The organism is Streptomyces sp. MNU76, from assembly GCF_020982545.1.
Lineage (GTDB): Bacteria > Actinomycetota > Actinomycetes > Streptomycetales > Streptomycetaceae > Streptomyces.
Genome location: NZ_JAJKLK010000019.1, coordinates 1,125,473 through 1,149,271 on the forward strand (window position 1 = coordinate 1,125,473; position 23,799 = coordinate 1,149,271).

Consider the following 23,799-nt stretch of genomic DNA (forward strand, 5'->3'; position numbering starts at 1 on the left):
GGAAGCAGTACCGATGAACCTTCGGCACACCATGAAGGGCCGCAGGACAGTGACCGCGGTGGCGATCGCGACCGTGCTGCTCCTCACGGTTGCCGGTTGTGGCGGGGGAGGGGACGACAACTCGGCGAAGGACGATTCGTCCTCGGCACCTTCCAGCAAGTCAGTTGAGCCCGATGGGAACGACGGCAAACAGGAGACCGACTCACCTGCTGGCGAGTCGGTGCTGGCCGAGGTCAAAGGCGACAACCTGACGCTCAAGGTCACCTCCGCCGTTCGCGACGGTGGAGGCTTTGTCACCGTCGAGGGCACGGTGACGAACAACGGCAGCCGGTCCTGGGTCGCTGCGGACTGGCGGGGGGACGAACGCGAACTGTCCAACAACGGCGGTTCAGTCGCGGGCGCGAGTCTCGTCGATCAGGCGGGTAAAAAGAAGTACCTCATTCTCCGTGACACCCAAGGGCGCTGCCTGTGCACCCGGTTCACCGGCGCCCTGGTGCAGGGAGCCAGCGCCGACTGGTTCGCCCAGTTCCCCGCCCCTCCCGAAGGCACCACCTCCGTGGACTTCCAAGTCGGCTCCATGCCCCCCGCCACGATCGAACTCTCCGAGGACGAGTGACCATGACCGTCCTCACCCCACGGGTCACCGCGGCCCTCGCCGTCCTCGCCGCCCTCGGCCTCGCCCTGGCGACCCCTCCCCGGCCGCCGCGGACGATCCCAGCGAACCCCGGGCACCGTCACCACCTCCCCACCCCCGGAGGTCGACGCGAACAGCCCGGGGCTGAAGCTCGCCCAGGGGGCCACGCTCGCCCCGGCCAAGGTCCTGGACATCAAGTCGGTCGTGGAGGACCTCGGTGGCGAGGAACGCCGCGAGGACACCAACGAGAACGTCACGTTCGCCCTCCAGGCCGAGGTCCTCTTCCCCAAGGACAGCGCGAAGCTCAACCCGCAGGCTCGCTCCCGCATCCAGACCATCGCGGAGGAGATCAAGAAGCAGAGCGCGGGCACCGTCCGCGTCTTCGGCTTCACGGACAACCTGGGCTCGTACGCCCACGGCCTGACCCTCTCCAAGAAACGCGCCGAGGCCGTCCACGACATCCTCGCCGCCGACCTGGGCGGCAACATCACCTTCGAGGTGCGCGGCTACAGCGAGGACTACCCGATCGCCGACAACTCCTCCGAGGAGGGCCGCAAGAAGAACCGCCGGGTGGAGGTCTCGTTCCCGAGGACCGAGTAGGGGACCGGCGACGAACAGACCTGACTCCTGCCGTCACTGGTGGGACAAGGGCAGGCCCTTGATGGCAGGACAGGTCTCCCTCACACGCCCACGACGCGGACTCGGTCGCCACAGAGCTTGTTCATGTCGTTCACGTCCGAGGTGACGATGATGCGGGGCCCGGCGTAGCCCAGAGCCGTGGCCGCGACGACGGAGTCGATCGCGTACTTGTGCCCGTGGAGGCTCGCGTTCCGCAGTAGGTCGATGGCTTGCCAGGTGATGGCATCGCTGACGGGCAACACCTCCAGACGGGACGTGTGCCAGCGAAGGCGATCCATGCGTACCTTGGAATGCCACGCTTCGATCAAGGTGAGATTGCTCAGGGCCACGAGGGTGTCGTTCGCCTGTGCGGTGCGGATCAAGCCGGTGACCTGTGGATCGTTGGCCATGAACCTGCTCAGCCCCTCGCTGTCGAGGAGCAGGACACCATGGCTCAACCGGCTTTGCGATCGTGCCATTCTGGGCTCTCGTCTCCCTCGGTCGCCTCAGCGGAGTGATCGTTGGCCGCCATGGCCTCCGCCTCCCGGAAGATCTCGGCGGCCCATTCCTGGACCTCGGGGGAAGGGCGGCCGATCTCCTTCTCCTTGTTCTGGAGCAGTTCCTCCAGCAGATCGCGCTGTATCTGCCGTTCCACGGCCGCGCTGACGTAGGCGGAGAAGCCGCGCACGCCCACACGGGCCTTGACCGCCGCGATACGGCCTGCGGGCATGGACACGCTGACCTTCTGCGCCGGCCCCTCGTCCTTGGCGTACGACTCCGGAGTCTCCATGAGGCAAGGCTAGCAATGAAGTGGCAAGCAGAGTAGTAAACGCAGGGCAGTGATGGCCTAGTGGTCCGGATCGGTGTTGCTCTCCGCTTCCGACTCCTGCGGGTAGGCGACAAAGGTGCCCTTCGCGGGGAGGGTGACGACGAGGCCGCGTTCGCGTAGTTCGCGGGTGGCGCGGCGGGCGGTCAGGTGCGCGACTCCGTACTCCGCCGCGAGGTCGCGCTCTCCGGGCAGGCGGGCGCCCGGCCTCAGTTCGCCCTTGCTGATGCGCTCGGCGATGTGGTCGGCCATCTGCATGTACACGTAGGCGATCTTGCTCGGGTCGATCGGCGACTCGTCCGAAGCGGGGGTCATTCCAACAACGTACGACACCGCTCAGCTGTGCGAACCTATGGAGCACGCCTAACTGCTATACACCTCCCAGCTCCGCTCTGTAGCGTGCCTGTGCTAGTAGACCCCGGCGACGGTGGGGCCGTCCCGGGGCATGGCCGAACGCTTCGAAGGAGCGCCGACAATGCTGGACCTTATCGTCCGACCCCTGGCCCGGATGCTGGGCATCTGGCTGCCGCACTCACGCGGCCGCCACCGCGCGGGCCCCGTCCCCGTCCCGTCCGCCCCAACTCCCCACCGCACGGCGTCACCGCGCCCACCCGGTGCCGTGACCCGCACAGCCACCCCGCCCCACTCCCGTCCCCTCACCCTGGACGACCGCGTCCGCCGCCGCGCGACCCGTGGCCTACGTGAACGACGCCGCGCCCTCTGGTGAGGCGCACGGCCCCGGCGCCCTGGCGGGAGCGACACGATGACGAGCGGCGCCGACCACCGCGTACCGCGACGCCCCCCGGTCCGTATGTGCGCCCGCTGCGAACGCGTCACCGAGAGCCCGGTCCTGGTCCACGAGCACCACGGCGCCACCGGCCCCGGCTTCAACGTGTACGCCTGCGCGGATTGCGCCCCGCACTACCCACCGCCGACGGAGGGACCGGACAGGCCGCTCTGACACCCTGCCCGTGCGACGTCAGGCCCCAGGGCCGACGGCCTCGCCCCGCCCGTGCTCGTCCGCGTAAGCCCGCAGTGACCCCACGACCGTGTTGGTGACCGCGACCAGCGGCACGGCCACCACCGCGCCCCCGATCCCGGCGATCATGCCACCGGCGGCGACCGCCAGCACGACGGCCAGGGGGTGTACCCGGACGGCCCGGCCGAGGATGAACGGCTGGAGGACGTGTCCCTCGATCTGCTGCACGGCGAGCACCACGGCCAGCGTCATGACGGCCGTGAACACGCCCTGGGTCACCAGGGCCACCACGACGGCCAGCGCGCCCGAGACGACCGCACCCACCAGCGGGATGAAGGAGAACAGGAAGATGAACACGGCCAGTGGGACCGCCATCGGCACATCGAGGAAGTAGATCCCCAGGCCGATGAAGATGGCGTCGATCAGCGCCACGACCACCGTGCCGCGCACGTACGCCGTCAGTGTCCGCCAGGCGCGCGGCCCCGCGTCGGCGACACCCGGCCGGGCCGCCGTGGGCACCAGTCTCAGCGTCCACTGCCAGATCCTCTTGCCGTCGTACAGGAGGAAGAGCGTGGAGAACATCGTCAACAGGATGCCGGTGAGCGCCTCGACGATGACCGTCACGCCCTCCAGCCCCGCCGAGGTGATCGTGTCGGTGTTGTCGCTGACCGCCTCGCGGAGGTTCTTGGCGATGTCGTTGATCTGGTTCTCGGTGACGTGGAACGGGCTGTCGAGCAGCCAGCGCTGCAACTCGTCGATGCCGTCCTGGATCTGGTCGGAGAGGTCGTCGATGTTCTCCATGACCTGCCAGGTGACGAACCAGCCGATCAGTCCCATGACGATGAAGCCGAGGGCGGCGGTCAGCGCGGTGGCGAGGCCGCGCGGTACGCCGTGCCGGGTCAGCCGTGCCACGGTCGGCTGGAGCACGGCGGTGACGAGCAGCGCGGCGGTGAACGACAGCACCAGCAGTCGTACCGAGCTGATGACCCGCATCAGCACCCAGACGGTGCCCGCGAGCACGAGCAGCCGCCAGCCGGCCTCGGCCGCCACCCGCATGCCCCAGGGCACCACCGACGCGGGGTCCGGACGGGTGGGGAGGACGGGGGCGGCCGTCCGGCCCCGGGCACCGGCGGGCGAGCCGGGAGAGCCGCTCCTACCGTCGTCGACGCCCTCGTTCTCGGTGCTCTCCCCGGGGGTGTCGGGGCCGTCGGCGGCGCCGCCCGTGCCGTCGTCGTGGCGACGGTGTCCCGCGGTGGTGTCCTCGCCCTCGTCAGCGCGCTCCGCCTCCGCCTCCATCTCCGCCCGGCGCCGCTCCAACCGCTCGCCCCATCCGCTCAGTCCGGCGCCGAGCCGGCCGAGCCACCCTGGAACTCGCGACATCATCCGTCCTCTTCCCCCGTCGCTCCTGTGGGTCACCACTCCTCCCGGAGGCCGCGCATCCTCTCGGGGGCTCCGACCGTACATGGCAGAAGCCCCCCACCAAAGGACGGTGGAGGGCTTCACAAGGTTGAGCGGCGGGTGTGCGTCACCCTGTCGCCGACCGGTCTAGGGGGTGTTTCGAAAGTCCTGTGCGGTGTCCGCGGTGTCCGGTGCGTGCTCTCGGCGTGCCGGACGAAAGCCCTCGTACTGGGTGTACTTGGGGTTTCGGCCGGTGCGGCGAGAGTGCGTGCCGGGCGCCGTGGGTGCTGTGCGGGACTTTCGAAACACCCCCTAGTACCACTGGTTGGCCTGCCAGAACGTCCAGGCCTCGCACGGGCTGCCGTAGCGCGATTCCATGTAGTTCAGGCCCCACTTGATCTGCGTGGCCGGGTTGGTCCGCCAGTCGGAACCGGCGGAGGCGTACTTACCGGCGGGCAGCGCCTGGAAGAGACCGTAGGCGCCCGAGGAGGGGTTCACGGCCTTGTAGTTCCAGGTGGACTCGTGGTTCACGATGTTGCTGAAGCACGTCCACTGGTCGCTGGCCACGACCGCCTTCGCCATCGCCTGGATCTCGGCGACGGTGTACGAGCTCTGTGCGGGGATGTCACCGAGCGAGCCGGCGGCAGCGGCCTTCGACTTGGCCTCGGCCTCCGCCGCTTCCTTCGCCTTGCGCTCCTGCTCCGCCTTCTCCGCGGCCTTCTGCTTGTCGATCGCGTCCTGGGCCGCCTTCTTACGGGCGGTCTCCTCGGCGTCCTTACGGGCGCTCGCGTCGGCGGCGATGGCCTGGGCGTCGGCCTGAGCAGTCAGGGACGCGGTCTGCACCTGGGCCTGCTGGCCCACGGGTATGTCGGCGAGCAACGTGGTGTCGTTCGCGACCGCCTCGGCGTCGTCAGTGGTCGTCTGCGCGGTGCTGCCCGAGGCAACTCCGACGACACTGCCGACTGCGGTGACCGCGGTGGCCGAGGCCACTGCGAATCCCCGGACCGAAATCCGGCTCACACGGTTTCCTTCCAGCATCGCCCGCCTCGGTGACCCTGGCGGACGCAATCGTGCCCCTGACGCTGGCCTCCCAACTGCGGGGTCACGGAGGCGCGGGCCCGGTGGGCAACTCCCCATGCGGGGAGCGCCGCGTGGTGCTCGGGCGGCATACGACGACGCTGTTGAGTTGACCTGGTGGTGCTGTTGTTCCGTACCGCTGGGGGTACAGGTGTGTCGTATGCGGGGCCTGACAGGAATGAGACTCTGCCGTAACCCGACACCGGGAGGCAATTCAGTGGTGAGTGTGAAAGGTCACACCTCGTTTGACGCCGGAGATTCCAGGAAAAGCCCACACGCCGAGGCGCCGCCCGGCTAGGCTGCTGAGCCTTTTGCCGGGCGGCGCCCCGGGGTTGGTGTGGGGGTCGGGTTAAACCTGGCCGTCCTCCAGCATTTCGGTCACAAGGGCCGCGATCTGGGACCGTTCGGACCTCGTCAACGTGACGTGGGCGAAGAGGGGATGGCCCTTCAGCTTCTCGACCACGGCCACGACGCCGTCGTAGCGACCGACCCGCAGGTTGTCCCGCTGGGCGACGTCATGCGTCAGAACGACCCGCGAATTCGCACCGATCCGGGACAGAACGGTCAACAGGACGTTCCGCTCCAACGACTGGGCCTCGTCCACGATCACGAACGCGTCGTGCAGGGAACGGCCGCGGATGTGCGTCAGCGGCAGGACCTCCAGCATGCCGCGCGCGGTGACCTCCTCGATGACCTCGCGGCTGGTGACCGCGGACAGCGTGTCGAAGACCGCCTGCGCCCAGGGGCTCATCTTCTCGGACTCGGAACCGGGCAGATAGCCGAGTTCCTGCCCGCCCACCGCGTACAGCGGCCGGAAGACCATCACCTTCTGGTGCTGGCGCCGTTCGAGCACGGCCTCCAGCCCCGCGCACAGCGCGAGCGCCGACTTGCCGGTGCCGGCCCGGCCGCCCATCGACAGGATGCCCACGTCCGGGTCGAGCAGCAGATCCAGCGCGATGCGCTGCTCGGCGCTGCGCCCCTTGATGCCGAACGCCTCCCGGTCGCCGCGCACCAGACGGATGTTGCCGTCGGGCGTGACGCGGCCGAGCGCCTTGCCGCGCTCCGACTGGATCGTCAGGCCGGTGTGGACGGGCAGCGTGCTCGCCTCGGGGACGTAGATCGACCCTTCCTCGAAGAGGATGTCGACCTGTTCGCCCGGCAGCGTCAGCTCGGACATCCCGGTCCAGCCGGATGCGTCCGTGATGGCCAGCTCCGCGCGGTACTCCTCGGCGAGGAGGCCCACGGAGGACGCCTTGATCCTGAGCGGGAGGTCCTTCGACACGACGGTGACGTCGAAGCCCTCGGCCTGCAGATTGCGGGCGACCGCGAGGATCCGGGAGTCGTTGTCCCCCAGGCGGTAGCCGCTCGGCAGCACGCTGGGATCCGAGTGATTGAGCTCGACCCGTACGGTGCCGCCGAGGTCCCCGATCGGGATGGGGGCGTCGAGGCGGCCGTACCGGACCCGGAACTCGTCGAGCAGGCGCAGGGCCTGCCGGGCGAAGTAGCCGAGTTCGGGATGGTGCCGCTTCGCCTCCAGCTCCGTGACCACCACGATCGGCAGCACGACTTCGTGCTCGTCGAAGCGGTTCAAAGCATTCGGGTCGGCCAGCAGGACGCTGGTGTCGAGAACGTAGGTGCGCCGGTCTGGCATGCGGCGCTTTGTGCTGGTCACCACGGAAGGACGTACCCCCTCGGATGAGGTCGGGGAGCGACGGGTTTGAACCCAGGGTGGGCAGGGTGGGAACAAGCGACCGGTCGTCGGCGCCGTTGCACGGGCCGGTGACCGGCCCTCCGCTGCTTCGTCCGTGCTGTGACCGCACGATCGGGCTGGTGCAAAGGGCCTCCCGGGCGGACGGCCCCGAGCCGCCCGCTGAGATCCGACACCCGTGGTTCGGGCGTCGACCTGACTGGCTTATGCCCTCGAACGTGCGCCGCCATGCCAAGCCGTACGACGGCGGCCCGGTGAACTCCTCGTTACTTCTGTCCCGGTGGGGGCGATACACACCTCACGCGTATCGCGGAGGGTCAGCCTCCGTAGCGGCGGTGTCGCGCGGCGTAGTCGCGGAGCGCGCGCAGGAAGTCCACCTTGCGGAAGGCCGGCCAGAAGACGTCGCAGAAGTAGTACTCGGAATGGGCGGTCTGCCAGAGCATGAATCCGGACAGCCGCTGCTCGCCGCTCGTGCGGATCACCAGATCCGGGTCGGGCTGGTCGACGGTGTAGAGATGGCTGCCGATCAGGTCCACGGAGACGTTCTCGGCGAGTTCCTCCATCGAGGTGCCGCGCTCCTGCGCGTCCTGGATCATCGACCGGACGGCGTCGGCGATCTCCTGGCGTCCGCCGTACCCGATGGCCACGTTGACCAGTATTCCGTCGACGTCCGCGGTGGCCTCCTCGGCCTCCTTGAGCGTGCGCTGCATCCCGGAGGAGAGCAGGTCCAGCGCGCCGACGTGGTGCACGCGCCAGCGGCCGTCGGCGGCGAGGGAGCGGACGGTGTCCTCGATGATCCCGAGCAGCGGGACGAGCTCTTCCTTCGGGCGGTTGAAGTTGTCGGTGGACAGCAGCCAGAGAGTGACGACCTTCACGTCCGTCTCGGTGCACCAGCCGAGGAACTCCTCGATCTTGTTCGCCCCCGCCTGGTGGCCCTGCACCGTGGTGGAGCCCGCGGCCTTGGCCCAGCGGCGGCTGCCGTCCACGATGACGCCGATGTGCTCGGGCACCTGGGCGTGGTCCAGGTGGCCCTCGACCCTGCGTGCGTAGACCTTGACCAACAGGCCGCGCAGTGTGTCGCGCAGGTTCACGTCTTCCAGCCCCTCCGGTGCGGTGGCAGTCCCCTAGGTTGGCAGAGCCTACCGGGGCTGGAGGCCAACTACGCCAAGGGGTGCGCGGGGTCGGACGCCCTCCGGGGCCCCGGCGGCGGCCTCGTCGGAGGGCCGCCTTCCGGGCAGAAAAACGGGCCGGTCCGTGGGGGGGAGACGGACCGGCCCGAGGGGGGGTTTCCACCATAACCCTTCGTGAGTGATGCTGCGTGCATCGGCGTGCCACAACTACTCTCCGAAGTCGGACGACAGCGTGGCGGTGAGTGCGGAGGCGTTCATTCAGGGTGTGATCGAGGGGCGATCATGGCCGAATCCCGGCGGATTCCAAGGGGAAATGAAGGAATCCCAGTGGGAATGTGGGGTTTGGGTACCCTTGTGCGACTTCCGAGAGGGAGGGGCTCGGCGTCCCCGTACGGGTGAGCGCGGGCGGAACGCGCGCTTGACGCCGACGGCGGGGCGCACGGCTTCGCGCAGCCCCCTCCACTGCGCGAGGCCGTGCCGCGCAGCTTTGCTCACGCGAATTACCTTGGTCTGAACCTACGCGAGTAGACCCGGGGAAGCCAAGCCGCGGGCGATAACGATGTGGACACCGGCTCAGCCGGCCGACGGCCTGCGGGCCTCGAACAGATGGCGGGCGCTGTGCGCCACGAACGGGCCCTCGGCCTCGATACGCTCGTGCAGGGCGCGCAGCTGCGGGAGATACGCCTCGACGGTGAAGCCGGGGACCATCCAGACGACCTTCTTGAGGAAGTGCACGACCGCCCCGATGTCGAAGAACTCCATCCGCAGCCGCTCGGCCCGCAGATCCACGATCTCCAGGCCGGCCGCCTCCGCGTCGGCGCGCTCCCCGTCCGGGTGGCGGGCGTTCCGGTTCTCCTCCGGCAACGGTCCGGTGAAGTGCTCGACGAGTTCGTAGACGCTGCTCGGCCCCACGTGCTGTGCGAAGTACGTGCCGCCGGGCCGCAGGACCCGGGCGATCTCCGACCAGTGCGCCCGCACCGGGTGCCTGCTGGTGACCAGGTCGAACGCCCCGTCGGCGAACGGCAGCGGCGCGTCCTCCGCACTGGCCACCACCACCGCGCCCCGGGGGTGCAGCAGGGCGGTCGCCTTCGCGACGTTCGGCGGCCACCCCTCCGTGGCCACGGTCACCGCCGGAAACCGCGGAGCGGAACCGAGCACCTCACCGCCCCCGGTCTGGATGTCCAGCGCCGCCGAGGCCCGCCCGAGCCGCTCGGCCATCCCGCGCGCGTACCCCCACGAGGGCCGGGCCTCGGTGGCCCGCCCCTCGAACCAGGAGAAGTCCCACCCGTCGGTGGGCACGGCATCGGCCTCGGCGACGAGGCTCTCGAAGGTGGGGGAGGGGAGGGAGGAGGCCATGGAGCGAGCCTCCCAAGAAGGCGAGTGCGCGCGCGACCGCATTTATGAAGGACCGCAGGCTCCTTCAGGGGCGCGGGGAACTGCGCGATCAACCACATCCGACCCGCGGCCGCCCCACGACCTCACCCGCCGAGCTCGTAGGCGAATCCAAGCCACCCCGCTCCCGGCGCCCCTACTCGCAGAGAATCGACTCCGCCTCCACCGTGACCCCCACCGCCTGCACCACCGACGCGACCCGGAACGCCTCCTGCACGGTCTCCCGGCTCACGCCGGCCCTCCGCAGCACCCGCTCGTGCGAGTCCAGACACGCCCCGCACCCGTTGATCGCGGACACGGCCAGCGCCCACAACTCGTAGTCGACCTTGTCCACCCCGGGGTCGCCGATGACATTCATCCGCAGCCCCGTCCGCAGCGCCCCGTACTCGTGGTCGGACAGCAGATGCCGCGTACGGAAGAAGACGTTGCTCAACGCCATCGCCGCGGCCGCGGACTTCGCCGCCGTGTACGCCTGCGGCGACAGCCGCGCCCTCGCCTCCGGCGCCAGCTCGCGCAGCACGACCGGCGAACGCGACGCGATCGCCGTGGCCAGCACCGTCCCCCACAACCCCTGTGCCGACAACCCGGAGTCACCGAGCACCGCGTCGAGGTTCCGGCGGAGATCCTTGGCGTAGTCCGGGATCAGGGACCTCAGGGTGTCGAGCGACATGGCGTCCTCACTTCGTCCTCACTGCCGGTCGTCCTCACTGCCGGGCGAGCGGTCGGCGGGGTCCAGTGTGACGGTGCCGCGGGGCCGCCGCGGCACCGGTCTACTCCGTCCGCAGCCCCTCCGGCCGCATCATCCGCATCAGCGGCGGCATGCTCAGTGCCGTGACCAGGACGACGACGCCCGCGCCGATGCCGGTCATGGACAGCACCCCGGACCAGTCGACGGACACGTCCACGTTCGTCATCCGTAGCAGCACCGCGCCCAGGGTCAGCCCGACCGTCATGGCGAGGACCAGGCCCAACGTGATCGGGACGGCGGTCTGCCACAGCACGGACAGGCCGAGCGTGCGGCGCCGTGTACCGAAGGCGACCAGCGCCGACAGCAGCTTGCGGCGTTCCCGCAGCTGCTCCAGCTGGGAGACGAGGAGGCTCGCGCCGATGAGGACCAGTACGGCGGACGCGCCGACCAGCAGACCGGTGCGGATGTCCGTGAATTCGTCGGCCCGTGTGATCGACTCCCACTCCCAGGTCCGGATGAGCGGATCGATGGCGACGGCGGCGTTGCGCACCTCGTCGAGGGCGTCCGGAACCCGGGGATCCGCCCGTACGTAGACGGTGCTGTCGAGCTCGTCCTCCGCCTTGGCGGGCAGGGCGCTCGGAGTGACCAGCAGCCCCCCTGTCCCCGGCCGCAGCGTGTCGGCGCGGGCGGACACCTTCCGCAAAGAGTCCGGCAGCTTCCAGGCGATCTCGGAGCCCCGCTCCTCTCCGCTGTAGGACGCGTCGAAGTACAGCGTGTTCCCGGCGGTCACGAGCTTCGCCGTGACCGGGTCCTCCGAGGCCCTCAGCGTGAAGACGTCGCCGTCGCGGCAGGAGGAGATCTTTGCGAGCTCGCGCAGCGCGGCGCAGTCGCCGACGGTCACCCGGGCCCATTCCTCGGGGTCCTTGGCGGTGGCGGAGACCTCCGCGTCGGACAGCGTCGCGGCGGCCTTCACGCCCTTGGCCCGCTTCAGCTCCTGGCCCACCGCGCTCACCGGGAGGTCGTCCGGCATGGAGAGTTCCAGTTGGGTCCGTGTGGTGTCCTTCCCGGTCGGCCGGGTGAACCTGCCCTCGACCCCGGCGAACAGCATCTGCAGGGCGATCGCGCCGGCCACGGCCACCGCGATGCCGTTGACCATGCGGGCTGCCGGGCCGCTGCTCAACTGGAGCCTGCGAACGGCCAGTTGCCAGGAGAGAGGGCCGGAGCCCAGCCGGGCGACGAACGCCTCGACGACCCACGGCAGCAGCGCGGTGATGCCGACGAGGAGCAGGACGACACCGCCGGTCACCATGTACTCGTTGAACTCCCCGTTCTCCGACCCCTGGCCGACCATCGGGTAGAGCAGCGCGAGACCGCCGAGCGGCAGCAGCAGCCGCCACCAGAGCCTGCGCCGCGCGGGCCTCGCCGTACGGACCACCCCGAGCGGTTCGATGACGACGCCGCGCAGCGCGAACAGGGTGACGAGGACGGCGGCGGCCGGCACCGCGAACGCGACCAGCAGCGCGAGGCCGGGGGAGGGGTCGAGGTAGCTCGGGAACACACTGACGTCGAACACCTCGACCGAACCGGCGATCTGCCGGCCGAGCAGGAAGAACCCGGTGCCGAAGACCAGCCCCAGCGCCGCGCCCGCGAGGGCCTCGCCCGCCGCGATCCGGCGTGTCATCCGCCCGTCGGAACCGACCAGCCGCAGTGCCGCCAGTCGGCGGTCGCGCCGCTCCCCGCCGAACCGTACGGCCGCCGCGATGAAGACGGCCACCGGCATCAGCAGCACCACGAAGACGACCAGGACGAGCAGGAGCAGGATGGGGTCCATCTCCTCGTCGGCGGGCTGCTCGGTCGCCCCGAACCGGTCGATCCGGGCCACCACCGAGCCGTTGATCCGCTGGGCGAGCCCCTCGGCGCCGGCGTAGTAGGCGAGTTCCCCCGAGCCGATCAGCCCGGCCTCGCCGATGGTGCCCGCGGTCTCGTACGGCAGCCGGTCGCGCAGCAGTTCCCCGGCGTCCGACTTCAGCAGTTCGGCGAGCGCGGGGGAGACGATCATCTCGCCCGGCGTGGGGAACTCGTCCAGCCCCGGCGGTGGCGGCGCGTGCTCGCCCTCGGGTTCGAGGAGCCGTCCCCTTATCTCCCGGTGCCGGTACTCGGTGTCGGTGTCGGCGACGAGCAGACTCCGGTCGGTCGGCTTGGACCGGGTGTTGTTCTCCAGGTAGCCGATTCCCCGGTCCTGCCGGGCTTCCTCCCGGGCTCCCCGCGTCGACAGCGCGTTCGGCACCGCGGCCGTGAGCAGCAGCAGCGCCACCCCGAGGCCGACGCCCACCGCGGTGAGCGCGGCGCGCACCCAGCCCTCACGGCCCCCGGTGAAGGCGAACCGCACCCCCATCGCCAGGTCCCGGTACCACTGGCGGAACACGGCGGACCTCATACGACGCGCTCCATGTCCCGGGACTTCCCGTCCCGTACGACGATCTCGCGGTCCGAGTAGGCGGCCACCCGTGCCTCGTGCGTGACGAGGACGACGGCGGCGTTGGTGGACCGGGCGGCCTCGGTGAGCAGCTCCATCACCCGTTCGCCGTTGAGGGAGTCGAGCGCGCCGGTGGGCTCGTCCGCGAACAGCACCCGGGGGCCCGTGACCAGCGCGCGCGAGACGGCGACCCGCTGGCCCTGGCCGCCGGAGACCTCACCGGGCCGCTTGCGGGCGAGGTCGTCGACCTCCAGGCGTTCCATCCAGCCGAGGGCGGTCCGCTCGGACTCCTTGCGGGAGGCGCCGTTCAGCCGGAGCGGCAGGGCCACGTTCTCCACGCACGTCAGCTCCGGGACGAGCTGGCCGAACTGGAAGACGAACCCGAACTCGCTACGCCTGAGCGCGCTGCGCTGGGCGTCGTTCATGGACACCATCTCGCGGCCGTTGTAGGTGATCGAGCCCGAGTCGGGCGGCACGATCCCGGCGAGGCAGTGCAGCAGCGTCGACTTCCCGGAGCCGGAGGGCCCCATCACCGCGACGACCTCGCCGGGGTGGATGGAGAACTCGGCGCCGTCCAGCGCGGTGGTCGGGCCGTAGGCCTTGCGCAGGTCGGTCGCGACGAGCAGGGAGCCGGCGGGGGCCGGAGAGGCGGTCGGGTTCACCGGGTCACCGCCTCGGCCAGCTTGCCCAGTCGGGCGGCGGTCAGCTCCAGCCATCGCAGATCGGCCTCCAGATGGAACAGGGCGTGGTCGCAGATCAGCTGGTCGGCCAGGTCGCCCTTGCGCTTGCGGTCGGTGAGGATGCGCATCATGCGCAGGTGCTCGGAACGCTGGGTGTCGAGGATGTCGGCCGCGTTCCGGTCGGTGAGCAGGGCGAGGACGACCTTCGTGTAGAGGGTCGACTGCAGATACGGCTCGGGCTTCTCGGGTGTCGCCAGCCACCGCTGGACGTCCGTGATGCCGGCCTCGGTGATCGCGTACCGCTTGCGCTCGGGGCCGCCGCCGGGCTCGATGCCGTCGACCTCGACGAGGCCGTTCTTCAGCAGGCGCGACATCGTCGAGTAGACCTGGCCGTAGTGCAGAGGCCGGTCGTGACCGAACTTCTCGTCGAAGGCCCGCTTCAGGTCGTAACCGTGTCGGGGCCCGGACTCCAGGAGTCCCAGGAGAGTGTGACCGATGGACATGAGCACGACTGTACACACGGGGTATACACCGCACGTATACCTACCGTGTATAGGTCGCTACCGGAGGGGAGGGGACGCAGGTCAGAGGTGATTGTCACGGTTCTGTCACCGAGAACGTCAGGAACGCGTCGGAAACTCATGAGCCGGGTGGGGCAACCATCGCCCCTGCTGGAACGTCCGTTCCGGTGGGATGAGGTCTGTGGACACGCGTCGCGCGTGCGCTTTGTCACGTCGCCACGGAGCGGACCGACTCCCCCTTGTCATAGTCCTCGGTGTTAGCTTGCTGAGCTGACAAGACCCGAGTGACGTATGAGACCGAGCAGAAGGCGGAGCGGACCGGAGCCATGGGACGAGCGGAAGAAAGACGAGCGCGGCAGCGCGGCGGTCGCCGCGCGGCGCCCCAGCCCTCGTCCGGAGGCGATGCGGGGGCGACGGCGGTCATAGCCCCGCCGGAGGGCGGAGGCCGGGCGGCGGCCCGCGCCGCGGCCAAGGCCGGCAACAAGAAGCAGAAGAAGGGTCAGAGGAGCTTCCTGCGCCGCCTCTTCACCTGGAAGAAGATCCTCGGCGCCTTCTTCGGTGTCTGTCTCCTCGGCATGGGCGCCTTCATCGTGCTCTACCTGATGATCGACATCCCCAAGGGGAACCCCGAGGCGACGCAGGAAAGCAACGTCTACAAGTACTCCAACGGCAAGATCTTCGCCCGCACCGGCGACACCAACCGCGAGATCGTCGAGCTCGACAAGGTCCCCAAGAAGGTCCAGATGGCCTTCGTCGCCGCTGAGAACAAGACCTTCTACAGCGACCCCGGCGTCGACCTCAAGGGCATGGCGCGCGGTGTCATCAACACCCTCTCCGGCAAGGGCAAGCAGGGTGGCTCGACCATCACCCAGCAGTACGTCAAGAACTACTACCTGACGTCCGACCAGACGGTGACCCGCAAGCTCAACGAACTGGTCATCTCCCTGAAGCTGGAGCGCGAGGAGACCAAGGACTACATCCTCGCGGGCTACATCAACACCAGCTACTACGGCCGCGGTGCGTCGGGCATCCAGGCCGCCGCCCAGGCGTACTACCGCAAGGACGCCTACAAGCTCACGGTCGAGGAGGGCGCGTACCTCGCCGCGCTGCTCCAGGCCCCCAGCCAGTACGACCTGGCCACGGCCACCCCGACCGGCAAGAAGCTGGTCACGGCGCGCTGGAACTACGTGCTGGACAACATGGTCGAGATGAAGCAGCTGACCGCCTCGGAGCGGGCGGGCATGAAGCTCCCCAAGCCGAAGGCGCCCCAGGCCGCCGCCGGCATGGCCGGTCAGAACGGTTACCTGGTCGAGGCCGCCAACAACCAACTGGCCAGGCAGCTCGTGGCCTCGGGCAAGGCGGACGACACCGAGGACGCCAAGGCGCTCATCGACAGGCGCGGCTGGACGATCACGCTGAACATCAACCCGAAGAAGCAGGCCGCGCTGGAGAAGGCCGTCGAGGAACGCCTCACCAGCAAGCTCGACCCGAAGAAGCGCAAGGTCGACCAGCACATCCAGGCCGGTGCCGTCTCCGTCGACCCGAAGACGGGCAAGGTCGTCGCCATGTACGGCGGCGTCGACTACGTCAAGCACTTCACCAACAACGCCACCCGCCGCGACTACCAGCCCGCCTCCACCTTCAAGCCCGTGATCCTCGCCGCGGCCGTCGACGAGAACGCCGAGACGCAGGACGGCGACCCGATCACCGCCAGCACGGTCTACGACGGTGACAGCCGGCACAAGGTCAAGGACGACGGCACCGCGGTCGGCTTCGCCCCGCCGAACGAGGACAACGTCAACTACGGCGACGTCACCGTGCAGACCGCCATGAACAAGTCCATCAACTCCGTCTTCGCGCAGATGGGCGTCGACGTGGGCATGGAGAAGGTCATGGAGGTCGCCGGGAAGCTCGGCATGGACACCGAGGGCATGCAGGCGGTCCCCGCCCAGACCCTGGGTTCCATGGGCGCCAGCCCGCTGGAGATGGCCGGCATCTACGCCACCCTCGACAACCACGGCAAGAAGGTCACCCCGACCATCCTCGCCGAGGCCAAACGCCGGGACGACGAAGTCGAGTTCGACGACCCGATCGGCGAGCAGGTCATCACCCGCGAGGCCGCCGACACGGTCACCTCGGTCCTCACCGGCGTGGTCGACGACGGTACGGCCAAGACGTCCGTCCGCGACAACCCGGCCCGCAACGGCCAGCAGGTCGCGGGCAAGACGGGTACCTCCGACGAGAACCGCTCCGCCTGGTTCACCGGCTACACGCCGAACCTCGTGACCTCCGTCGGCCTGTTCGGCGAGGACATGAGCAAGAACGGCAAGCACGTCTCCATGTACAACGCCCTCGGCGTCCCCCGGGTCAACGGCGGTGGTTTCCCCGCCCAGATCTGGGCCACGTACACCTTCGGCGTCATGGGCAAGACCACCAAGTTCGACCTCGACACCAAGCAGGGTGCCGCGGTCGCGCCGACGGAGTCCCCGACCCCGTCGCGGACGCCGTCCGAGACTCCTTCGGAGACGCCGTCCGAGACCCCGTCGGAGACGCCGTCCGAGACTCCTTCGGAGACACCCACCACGGAGGAGCCGACCAGCGAGCCCTCGACGACTCCGGCGACCTCCCCGGACGAGACCCCGTCGGGCGACAACGGCGGCATCGAGTTCCCGACGAACCCGAACGATCCACAGGCGGACGACTAGGGCGTGTTTCGGAAGTCCCTTCGTCGCCCGAAGGGCGGCTCTGCGGCGTCCGGTGCGGCGGTGGGGGTACCTCCCGGTCGAGCGCCAGCCGAGACCGGGGGAGCGTGCCGGGCGTCGCAGAGCAGAAGGGACTTCCGAAACACGCCCTAGCGCAGGCGACAAGCGAAGGGCGCCCGGTGATCTCACCGGGCGCCCTTTTGCTTGTGTCTTTTGCTTCTAAGGGGCGCGGGGAACTGCGCGACCAGCCACGACGAACCCGCGCCCCTCGGAGTACAGCCGCTCCCGAGCTCTCAACGGCTCGACCCAGCAGAGCGCTCACGCCTGGTTGAGCTCGAACCACACAACCTTCCCCGCACTCAACCGAGTGGCCCCCCACCGCTTCGCCAGCCGATTGACCAGGTAGAGCCCACGGCCCCCCTCGTCCGTCGCACGAGCCTGCCGAAGCCGCGGCAGCTGAGGCACGTCATCGGTCACCTCGCACCGCAGCACATCGGTCCGCAACAACCGCAGGGTGACGGGCCGCGTCGCATACCGCACCGCGTTCGTCACGACCTCGCTGATGAGCAGCTCGACCGAGTCGGTCAGTTCCTCAAGCCCCCAGCGGGACAAGGCGTGCCGGGCCAGCCGACGCGCCCGCCCCGGAGCCATCTCCTCCGGTTCCAGGAACCAGTACGCGACATCGCTGGGAGCGATCCCATCGAAGCGCGCGGCGAGAAGCGCGATGTCGTCGTCCCGGTCCCCCGGGCCGAGCATGTCCAGCACCTCGTCGCACAACGCTTCCAGCGGCGGCGGATGATCCGGCCCGGTCAACTGCGCGGTCGCGGCCAGCTTCTCCCGCAACTGCTCTATCCCGGTCCACACGTCCCGCAGCCGGGACTCCACGAGCCCGTCGGTGTACAGCAGCAGCGTGCCACCGGCGGGCGCGTCCAGCTCGACGGCCTCGAAGTCGACCCCGCCCACACCGATCGGCGCGCCCGGCGGCACCCGCAGCACCTCGGCACGCCCGCCGAGATGCAGCAGCACCGGCGGCGGATGCCCGGCGTTGGCGATGGTGATCCGGTGCGATACCGGGTCGTACACCGCGTACAGACAGGTCGCCATGCGATCCGTACCGAGTCGCTGGGCCTGCTCGTCGAGGTGGTGCAGCACCTCCTGCGGCGGAAGGTCCAGCCCCGCCAGCGTCTGCGCGGTGGTCCGCAGCTGACCCATGATCGCGGCCGAGGTCATCGAATGACCCATCACATCGCCCACGACCAGCGCGACCCGGCTCCCCGGCAGGGGAATCGCGTCGTACCAGTCGCCGCCGACCCGCGCGGTCTCGGCGGCCGGCAGATACCGGTGCGCGAGCCGCACGCCGGTGCACTTCGGCAGCGCCTCCGGCAGCATCGTGCGCTGCAACTCGTCGGCGATGTACGCCTCGCGGCCGTACAGCACCGCCTTGTCGATGCCCAGCGCGCTGTGCGTGGCGAGCTGCGCGGCGACCAGCAGGTCGTCCTGCTCGAACGCCATCCGCTCCGGGCGGCGCAGGAAGACGGCCGCGCCGATCACCCGGCGCCGGCCGCGCAACGGGGCGAGGATCGCCCGCTGGCCGGTCGGCACGGTCAGTTCGGCGTCCGGGCCGAGCAGTTCCGGCAGCGCGTCGTGCGCGGCGGGCGCGTCCGCGAAGACCGGGCGCACACCCCGCAGCACCTCGGCGAGCGCCCCTCCGGGCCGCACCTCGCACTGCTCGGCGGTGACGACCGCCAGGTCCATGGGTTGCTCGGGCTGGAGCGAGGAGGGCATGAAGCCGCCCTCGGTGTCCCGCTCCTCCGGGATCCGGTCGGTGCGGCGCAGCCGCAGCACCATGGGCCCGGTGGGCCGCTCGTCCCCGACCGGCAGCGGCTCGCGCAGATACACGAGGATCGCGTCCGAGAACGTCGGCACGGTGGCCCGGCACAGACCCATGACGATCTCGTCGAGGTCTATGCCCCGGGCGATCCGCCGGGTCGCGGCGCCCACGAAGCGCAGCCGGTCGCCGTCACGCCGCATCGGCATGGGGGCGCCGGGCGGCACTCCCTGCCCGCCGCGCCGCTCCGGACCGCCGCCGCCGTTGCCGCCCGACCGGTCCGGGTCGCCGCCGGGCTGCGCCGGGATGGTCTCCGGCGCGGGCCTCGGACGGTGCGGGTCGGGCTCGGTCGCCGCGGGCTGCGCGTGCTCGGAGACCGCCGGCTGGGCGTGCTCCGAGGGGGCCTGCCCGCTCTTCGTGCAGGGGACCGCGCTGCCCGGCTCGGCCGGCGCGTCACCCTTGCGTGCCTGAGCGGGTAAGGCCGTGGCGGGCGCGGTGCGCATCGGCTCCTGGGTACGCAGAAGCGCCCCGCGGGGGTCCGTGGGGCCGGCGCCGCCCTGAGGGCGCTCGTGGGAGGTGGGGTGCTCCGTCACGCGTGTCGAATCCATCCGTCCGGGACTGCGCGTCGTGAGCGCAGTGCGTCCCGCAAACCCGATCCTTCGTCCCGCAGAAAGGCCGATACCCGGATTACGTGTCCTGGGAACGGAATTCCCGCGTGGTCAGAGGCAGTTTCTGTGCCACACACGGTACCGGCGGGCTCGGCGAACGACAGTACTGCCCGTCCGTCGGGCCGTCTCCGGCTCGTCCCGGTGTAACCCTCGTACCCCTTGATCACGTCTTGCCGCCCCTCGGTGACGTACGGTCAAGCCCTGCCCGAACTGCGGGAGTTGCCCCTGTGAGCCATTGCGGAGGACGATCCTACGGTTGCGGACCGGGGGCGCATCAAGGGTCTCATGAGGACAAGTGCGCGGGCGTACGGTCCCAGTCGTCCGGGAGAGACGGTACTCCCCACGCCGGATTCGGGCGCCAGTGCTGCCAACCGTCCGAGAACGGCGCGCCCCACGCGTGGATCACCTCCACCGCCGAATGCCCCGCTTCCCGTACCCGCTCGGCCGCCTGAGCATCCATCAGACCGTCCTGCTGGGCCTGCGCGAACTCGTCCTCGTCGAGCCAGTTCCACGTTCGGTCCGGATACACGCAGATGTCCAGGAAGTGGTCCTCGGAGTCCACGCCGCCGTCCCAGCGGGCCAGCGGCCTCTCCAGGTTGACGTACCAGTTCTTGAAACGCCAACCCTGTTCCCAGAACAGCCACACCGACCACGGCTCTCCCGGCCGCGCCAGTTTCAGCACTCCGGAGCCCGACCACCTGCCGAGCCGTACGCCGCGCGGCTCCTTGTAGCGGGACGCGAGGGGGACCGAGTTCAGCGAGGTGCCGTCCGCCAGCACGGGCCGTACACACTGGGTCCCGGGTGCCATCCACACGGCCAGCAGCTCCGCGTCGTCGCGCACCACCGTGACGGGACGCGCGATATGGAAGCGTTCGCCGCTGTTCTCCCGGTAACGCCACAGGATCTGACTCCCCGGCTCCCAGAACGCCGCCGACCCGCCCGCTTCCACTCGTCTCACCACTCCGTCGTCTCCCATGCGCAGATATTAGGTGTCATGCGCATATGACGCTGCGGTACCGGTCACGGTTCACGCCTTGGCGGGAATCGGTTACCCGGGTGACACCCACGAAGGCCGGAATCCGCCGTCCGGTCACGGCCGCGTCATGCGCAGGACATCCAGAGCCTCGTCGAGCTGTTCCAGTGTCAGGTCGCCGCGCTCGACGTAACCACCGTCCAGGACGACCTCCCGGATGGTCCTGCGCTCCGCCAGCGCCTTCTTGGCGACCCTCGCGGCCTCCTCGTACCCGATGTACTTGTTGAGCGGGGTGACCACGGACGGGGACGACTCGGCGTACTCACGGGCCCGCTCCCGGTTCGCGACGATCCCGTCCACGGTCCGGTCGGCGAGCAGCCGCGAGACGTTCGCCAGCAGCCGGACGGACTCCAGGACGTTCTTGGCGATGACCGGCAGCATGACGTTGAGCTCGAAGTTGCCGGAGGCGCCCGCCGTGGTGACCGTGACGTCGTTGCCCGTGACCTGCGCGGCGACCATGAGCACGGCCTCCGGGATCACCGGGTTGACCTTGCCCGGCATGATCGAGGAACCGGGCTGGAGGTCGGGCAGGGAGATCTCCGCGAGACCGGTCCTCGGGCCCGACGCCATCCACCGCAGATCGTTGGCGATCTTGGTGAGGGAGACGGCGATCGTCCGGAGCTGCCCGGACGTCTCGACGATCCCGTCCCGCGCGCCCTGCGCCTCGAAGTGGTCCCGCGCCTCGGTGAGCGGCAGCCCGGTGGACCGCCCGACCTCCGCGATGACGGCTGCGGAGAACCCGGGCGGCGTGTTGATGCCGGTCCCCACCGCCGTTCCGCCCAGGGGGAGTTCGGCGAGCCGGGGGAGCGAGGCCGTGAGCCGCTCGACGCCGTACCGCACCTGGGCCGCGTACCCGCCGAACTCCTGGCCGAGAGTGACCGGTGTGGCGTCCATGAGATGGGTACGACCGGACTTCACGACGTCCGCGAACTCCACGGACTTGCGGGTGAGGGCGTCGGCGAGATGCTCCAGCGCGGGGATCAGATCACGCGTGACGGCGGCGGTGGCGGCGATGTGGATGGAGGAGGGGAACACGTCGTTGGACGACTGCGAGGCGTTGACGTGGTCGTTCGGGTGCACGTCCCGCCCGAGCCGCTCGCTCGCGAGGGTGGCGACGACCTCGTTGGTGTTCATGTTCGACGAGGTCCCGGAGCCCGTCTGGAACACGTCCACCGGGAAGTGCTCGTCCCAGCGGCCCTCCGCGACCTCCTCGGCCGCCTCCCGGATGGCCTCGGCGATGTCCTTGTCGAGCACACCCAGTTCGGCGTTGACCTTCGCGGCCGCGCCCTTGATCCGGGCCAGGGCCTCGATGTGGGCGCGCTCGATGTGCTGCCCGGAGACCGGGAAGTTCTCGACCGCCCGCTGGGTCTGGGCCCGCCACTTGGCGTCCGCCGGCACGCGGACCTCGCCCATGGAGTCGTGTTCGACGCGGTAGTCACTCATGACGGGTACAGCGTCCAGGCCACCCGTGGTGTTCCCGGCGGTAGGCCGTGAGGGTGGGCCCGGACCAGCCCGTCCGGCGTTCGCGGACGAGGCCGTTCAGGCCGAAACGGGGTCGGGGGCGGAGCCCCGGCGGGGTCGAAGGGCGCTGCCCCTGGGATGGGACGGGCAGGGGCGGCGGGGCGGGACTCGTCCCCGCCGCCCCGAAGGCACTACGCCGGCCCCGGCCCCCGCACCGGGATCGACGTGAACGTCGGCGCCGGGGCCGGGTCCTTGAAGAAGTCGTTGCCCTTGTCGTCGACGACGATGAACGCCGGGAAGTCCTCGACCTCGATCTTCCATACGGCCTCCATGCCGAGCTCCTCGTACTCGACGACCTCGACCTTCTTGATGCAGTCCTGCGCGAGGCGGGCGGCGGGGCCGCCGATGGAGCCGAGGTAGAAGCCGCCGTGCGACCCGCACGCGTCCGTGACCTGCTGCGACCGGTTGCCCTTCGCCAACATCACCTTGGAGCCGCCCGCCGCCTGGAACTGCTCCACGTACGAGTCCATGCGCCCGGCCGTCGTCGGACCGAACGACCCCGACGCGTACCCCTCGGGCGTCTTCGCCGGTCCCGCGTAGTACACGGGGTGGTCCTTGAGGTACTGCGGCATCTCCTCGCCCGCGTCGAGCCGCTCCTTGATCTTGGCGTGCGCGATGTCGCGCGCCACGACCAGCGGGCCGGAGAGCGAGAGCCGCGTCTTCACGGGGTACTTGGTCAGCTCGGCGAGGATGTCGTCCATCGGCTGGTTGAGGTCGATCTCGACCACGTCGCCGTCGGCCTGAAGGTGCTCGTCCGTGGTCTCCGGCAGGAACCGTGCCGGGTCCGTCTCCAACTGCTCCAGGAAGACCCCCTCGGCGGTGATCTTCGCGACGGCCTGGCGGTCGGCCGAGCAGGAGACGGCGATCGCGACGGGGCAGGAGGCGCCGTGCCGGGGCAGCCGGACGACCCGCACGTCGTGGCAGAAGTACTTGCCGCCGAACTGCGCGCCGATCCCGATCCTCTGCGTCAGCTCGAAGACCTTCTCCTCCAGCTCCTTGTCCCGGAAGCCGTGCCCGAGCGGCGATCCCTCGGCCGGGATCTCGTCCAGGTAGTGCGCGGAGGCGTACTTCGCGGTCTTCAGCGCGTACTCGGCGGACGTACCGCCCACGACGATCGCCAGGTGGTACGGCGGACAGGCGGCCGTACCCAGCGAACGGATCTTCTCCTCCAGGAACTTCATCATGGAGGCCTCGTTGAGGACGGCCTTCGTCTCCTGGTAGAGGAACGACTTGTTGGCGGAGCCACCGCCCTTGGCCATGAACAGGAACTTGTACGCGCCGCCGTCGGTCGCGTACAGCTCGATCTGCGCCGGCAGGTTCGACCCGGTGTTCTTCTCCTCCCACATGGTGAGCGGGGCCATCTGCGAGTAGCGCAGGTTCAGGTTCAGGTACGCGTCGTAGATGCCCTGGGAGAGAGCCCTCTCGTCGCCGCCCTCGGTGAGGACGTTCTGCCCGCGCTTGCCCATCACGATCGCCGTACCGGTGTCCTGGCACATGGGCAGCACACCGGCGGCCGCGATGTTCGCGTTCTTCAGCAGGTCCAGCGCGACGAACTTGTCGTTGCTCGACGCCTCGGGGTCGTCGATGATCCGGCGGAGCTGCGCGAGGTGCGCCGGACGCAGATAGTGCTGGATGTCGTGGATCGCCTCGGCGGCCAGCTTGCGCAGCGCCTCCGGCTCCACCTTGAGGAACGTCCGCCCGTCGGCCTCGAAGGTGGAGACACCCTCGGAGGTCACCAGCCGGTACGGGGTGGTGTCCTCTCCCATGGGGAGCAGATCGGTGTACTCGAACTCAGGCATGTCGCCCATTCCTCACTCGGCACTCGGCGCTCGGCGCTCGACAAGACGGCGCGGCTGGCCTCCATCGGCAGCGTCCACCAGCGTAGAACCTGGCTCGCGGGGCGGGCTTGTGAGGTAGGGC

20 protein-coding genes and 1 pseudogene are annotated in these 23,799 nt (G+C 69.8%); 5 read left to right on the forward strand and 16 right to left on the reverse strand.

The features are described from left to right. The first annotated feature begins 13 nt into the window (after positions 1-13). Both E4N62_RS31595 and E4N62_RS31600 read left to right on the forward strand, forming a co-directional pair. Positions 14-616, forward strand: a complete 603-nt coding sequence (locus tag E4N62_RS31595; RefSeq protein WP_230219848.1) for a hypothetical protein — start codon at positions 14-16, stop codon at positions 614-616. Beyond that, a pseudogene (locus E4N62_RS31600) lies at positions 613-1,234 on the forward strand (OmpA family protein). Before E4N62_RS31595 ends, E4N62_RS31600 begins: the two are co-directional and overlap by 4 nt. An 80-nt stretch (positions 1,235-1,314) precedes the next feature. On the opposite strand, the gene E4N62_RS31605 reads toward E4N62_RS31600, so the two are convergent. The 3 genes from E4N62_RS31605 to E4N62_RS31615 are packed head-to-tail and all read right to left on the reverse strand — an operon-like array spanning position 1,315 to position 2,393. Beyond that, positions 1,315-1,731, reverse strand: coding sequence for a DNA-binding protein (locus tag E4N62_RS31605; protein ID WP_230219850.1), 417 nt, complete (start codon positions 1,729-1,731; stop codon positions 1,315-1,317). Beyond that, complete coding sequence (locus E4N62_RS31610) at positions 1,707-2,042, reverse strand: hypothetical protein (protein WP_230219852.1); 336 nt, start codon at positions 2,040-2,042, stop codon at positions 1,707-1,709. Before E4N62_RS31610 ends, E4N62_RS31605 begins: the two co-directional genes overlap by 25 nt. Before the next feature lie 57 nt (positions 2,043-2,099). After that, positions 2,100-2,393, reverse strand: coding sequence for a winged helix-turn-helix domain-containing protein (locus E4N62_RS31615; protein WP_230219854.1), 294 nt, complete (start codon positions 2,391-2,393; stop codon positions 2,100-2,102). 160 nt (positions 2,394-2,553) lie between these two features. On the opposite strand from E4N62_RS31615, the gene E4N62_RS31620 reads away from it, so the two are divergent. Together E4N62_RS31620 and E4N62_RS31625 are read left to right on the forward strand one after the other, a co-directional pair. Next, a complete protein-coding gene (locus E4N62_RS31620; RefSeq protein ID WP_230219856.1) occupies positions 2,554-2,805 on the forward strand; it encodes a hypothetical protein in 252 nt (83 codons plus the stop codon). Positions 2,806-2,841: 36 nt separating this feature from the next. Then, positions 2,842-3,039, forward strand: a complete 198-nt coding sequence (locus tag E4N62_RS31625) for a hypothetical protein (RefSeq protein ID WP_230219858.1) — start codon at positions 2,842-2,844, stop codon at positions 3,037-3,039. A gap of 18 nt (positions 3,040-3,057) precedes the next feature. Here E4N62_RS31625 and E4N62_RS31630 read toward each other — a convergent pair whose 3' ends face one another. The 9 genes from E4N62_RS31630 to E4N62_RS31670 all read right to left on the reverse strand — a co-directional run bounded on the left by E4N62_RS31630 (position 3,058) and on the right by E4N62_RS31670 (position 14,109). After that, positions 3,058-4,437, reverse strand: coding sequence for an AI-2E family transporter (locus E4N62_RS31630; RefSeq protein ID WP_230220309.1), 1,380 nt, complete (start codon positions 4,435-4,437; stop codon positions 3,058-3,060). Between the two features lie 330 nt (positions 4,438-4,767). Further along, entirely contained in the window at positions 4,768-5,493 is a 726-nt protein-coding gene (locus E4N62_RS31635; protein WP_230219860.1) for a transglycosylase SLT domain-containing protein, read from the reverse strand. Between the two features lie 388 nt (positions 5,494-5,881). Beyond that, complete coding sequence (locus E4N62_RS31640) at positions 5,882-7,207, reverse strand: PhoH family protein (RefSeq protein ID WP_230219862.1); 1,326 nt, start codon at positions 7,205-7,207, stop codon at positions 5,882-5,884. 350 nt (positions 7,208-7,557) lie between these two features. Beyond that, positions 7,558-8,331 carry an isoprenyl transferase gene (locus tag E4N62_RS31645; protein ID WP_230219864.1) on the reverse strand — a complete coding sequence of 258 codons (774 nt, stop codon included), beginning with the start codon at positions 8,329-8,331 and terminating at the stop codon, positions 7,558-7,560. 612 nt (positions 8,332-8,943) lie between these two features. Continuing rightward, positions 8,944-9,726, reverse strand: a complete 783-nt coding sequence (locus tag E4N62_RS31650) for a class I SAM-dependent methyltransferase (protein WP_230219866.1) — start codon at positions 9,724-9,726, stop codon at positions 8,944-8,946. A 172-nt stretch (positions 9,727-9,898) separates the two neighbouring features. Continuing rightward, positions 9,899-10,432 (reverse strand): carboxymuconolactone decarboxylase family protein, encoded by a 534-nt coding sequence (locus E4N62_RS31655; RefSeq protein WP_230219868.1) that lies wholly within the window; start codon positions 10,430-10,432, stop codon positions 9,899-9,901. A gap of 100 nt (positions 10,433-10,532) precedes the next feature. Beyond that, positions 10,533-12,887 (reverse strand): ABC transporter permease, encoded by a 2,355-nt coding sequence (locus E4N62_RS31660; RefSeq protein WP_230219870.1) that lies wholly within the window; start codon positions 12,885-12,887, stop codon positions 10,533-10,535. After that, complete coding sequence (locus tag E4N62_RS31665) at positions 12,884-13,588, reverse strand: ABC transporter ATP-binding protein (RefSeq protein WP_230219871.1); 705 nt, start codon at positions 13,586-13,588, stop codon at positions 12,884-12,886. Before E4N62_RS31665 ends, E4N62_RS31660 begins: the two co-directional genes overlap by 4 nt. Next, positions 13,585-14,109: a PadR family transcriptional regulator gene (locus tag E4N62_RS31670; RefSeq protein ID WP_033531809.1), complete on the reverse strand. Its 525-nt coding sequence runs from the start codon at positions 14,107-14,109 to the stop codon at positions 13,585-13,587. Before E4N62_RS31670 ends, E4N62_RS31665 begins: the two co-directional genes overlap by 4 nt. Before the next feature lie 344 nt (positions 14,110-14,453). On the opposite strand from E4N62_RS31670, the gene E4N62_RS31675 reads away from it, so the two are divergent. After that, the gene (locus tag E4N62_RS31675; protein ID WP_230220311.1) at positions 14,454-16,832 is read left to right on the forward strand and encodes a transglycosylase domain-containing protein; all 2,379 of its coding nucleotides are present in this window, start codon (positions 14,454-14,456) and stop codon (positions 16,830-16,832) included. Positions 16,833-17,147: 315 nt separating this feature from the next. On the opposite strand, the gene E4N62_RS31680 is transcribed toward E4N62_RS31675, so the two are convergent. The 4 genes from E4N62_RS31680 to E4N62_RS31695 form a co-directional block, all read right to left on the reverse strand. Then, complete coding sequence (locus E4N62_RS31680; protein ID WP_374117092.1) at positions 17,148-19,250, reverse strand: SpoIIE family protein phosphatase; 2,103 nt, start codon at positions 19,248-19,250, stop codon at positions 17,148-17,150. Between the two features lie 358 nt (positions 19,251-19,608). Beyond that, entirely contained in the window at positions 19,609-20,301 is a 693-nt protein-coding gene (locus tag E4N62_RS31685) for a DUF402 domain-containing protein (RefSeq protein WP_230219873.1), read from the reverse strand. 114 nt (positions 20,302-20,415) lie between these two features. Beyond that, positions 20,416-21,801, reverse strand: coding sequence for an aspartate ammonia-lyase (locus E4N62_RS31690; protein ID WP_230219874.1), 1,386 nt, complete (start codon positions 21,799-21,801; stop codon positions 20,416-20,418). Between the two features lie 209 nt (positions 21,802-22,010). Further along, positions 22,011-23,678: a fumarate hydratase gene (locus E4N62_RS31695; RefSeq protein ID WP_230219875.1), complete on the reverse strand. Its 1,668-nt coding sequence runs from the start codon at positions 23,676-23,678 to the stop codon at positions 22,011-22,013. Positions 23,679-23,799 lie beyond the last annotated feature (121 nt).

Coding starts and splice junctions, on each gene's coding strand:
- E4N62_RS31675 (WP_230220311.1), top strand. CDS start 14,454: ATGGGACGAGCGGAAGAAAGACGAGCGCGGCAGCGCGGCGGTCGCCGC.
- E4N62_RS31670 (WP_033531809.1), bottom strand. CDS start 14,109: ATGTCCATCGGTCACACTCTCCTGGGACTCCTGGAGTCCGGGCCCCGA.
- E4N62_RS31630 (WP_230220309.1), bottom strand. CDS start 4,437: ATGTCGCGAGTTCCAGGGTGGCTCGGCCGGCTCGGCGCCGGACTGAGC.
- E4N62_RS31690 (WP_230219874.1), bottom strand. CDS start 21,801: ATGAGTGACTACCGCGTCGAACACGACTCCATGGGCGAGGTCCGCGTG.
- E4N62_RS31685 (WP_230219873.1), bottom strand. CDS start 20,301: ATGGGAGACGACGGAGTGGTGAGACGAGTGGAAGCGGGCGGGTCGGCG.
- E4N62_RS31655 (WP_230219868.1), bottom strand. CDS start 10,432: ATGTCGCTCGACACCCTGAGGTCCCTGATCCCGGACTACGCCAAGGAT.
- E4N62_RS31605 (WP_230219850.1), bottom strand. CDS start 1,731: ATGGCACGATCGCAAAGCCGGTTGAGCCATGGTGTCCTGCTCCTCGAC.
- E4N62_RS31615 (WP_230219854.1), bottom strand. CDS start 2,393: ATGACCCCCGCTTCGGACGAGTCGCCGATCGACCCGAGCAAGATCGCC.
- E4N62_RS31610 (WP_230219852.1), bottom strand. CDS start 2,042: ATGGAGACTCCGGAGTCGTACGCCAAGGACGAGGGGCCGGCGCAGAAG.
- E4N62_RS31625 (WP_230219858.1), top strand. CDS start 2,842: ATGACGAGCGGCGCCGACCACCGCGTACCGCGACGCCCCCCGGTCCGT.
- E4N62_RS31620 (WP_230219856.1), top strand. CDS start 2,554: ATGCTGGACCTTATCGTCCGACCCCTGGCCCGGATGCTGGGCATCTGG.
- E4N62_RS31650 (WP_230219866.1), bottom strand. CDS start 9,726: ATGGCCTCCTCCCTCCCCTCCCCCACCTTCGAGAGCCTCGTCGCCGAG.
- E4N62_RS31660 (WP_230219870.1), bottom strand. CDS start 12,887: ATGAGGTCCGCCGTGTTCCGCCAGTGGTACCGGGACCTGGCGATGGGG.
- E4N62_RS31695 (WP_230219875.1), bottom strand. CDS start 23,678: ATGCCTGAGTTCGAGTACACCGATCTGCTCCCCATGGGAGAGGACACC.
- E4N62_RS31635 (WP_230219860.1), bottom strand. CDS start 5,493: ATGCTGGAAGGAAACCGTGTGAGCCGGATTTCGGTCCGGGGATTCGCA.
- E4N62_RS31595 (WP_230219848.1), top strand. CDS start 14: ATGAACCTTCGGCACACCATGAAGGGCCGCAGGACAGTGACCGCGGTG.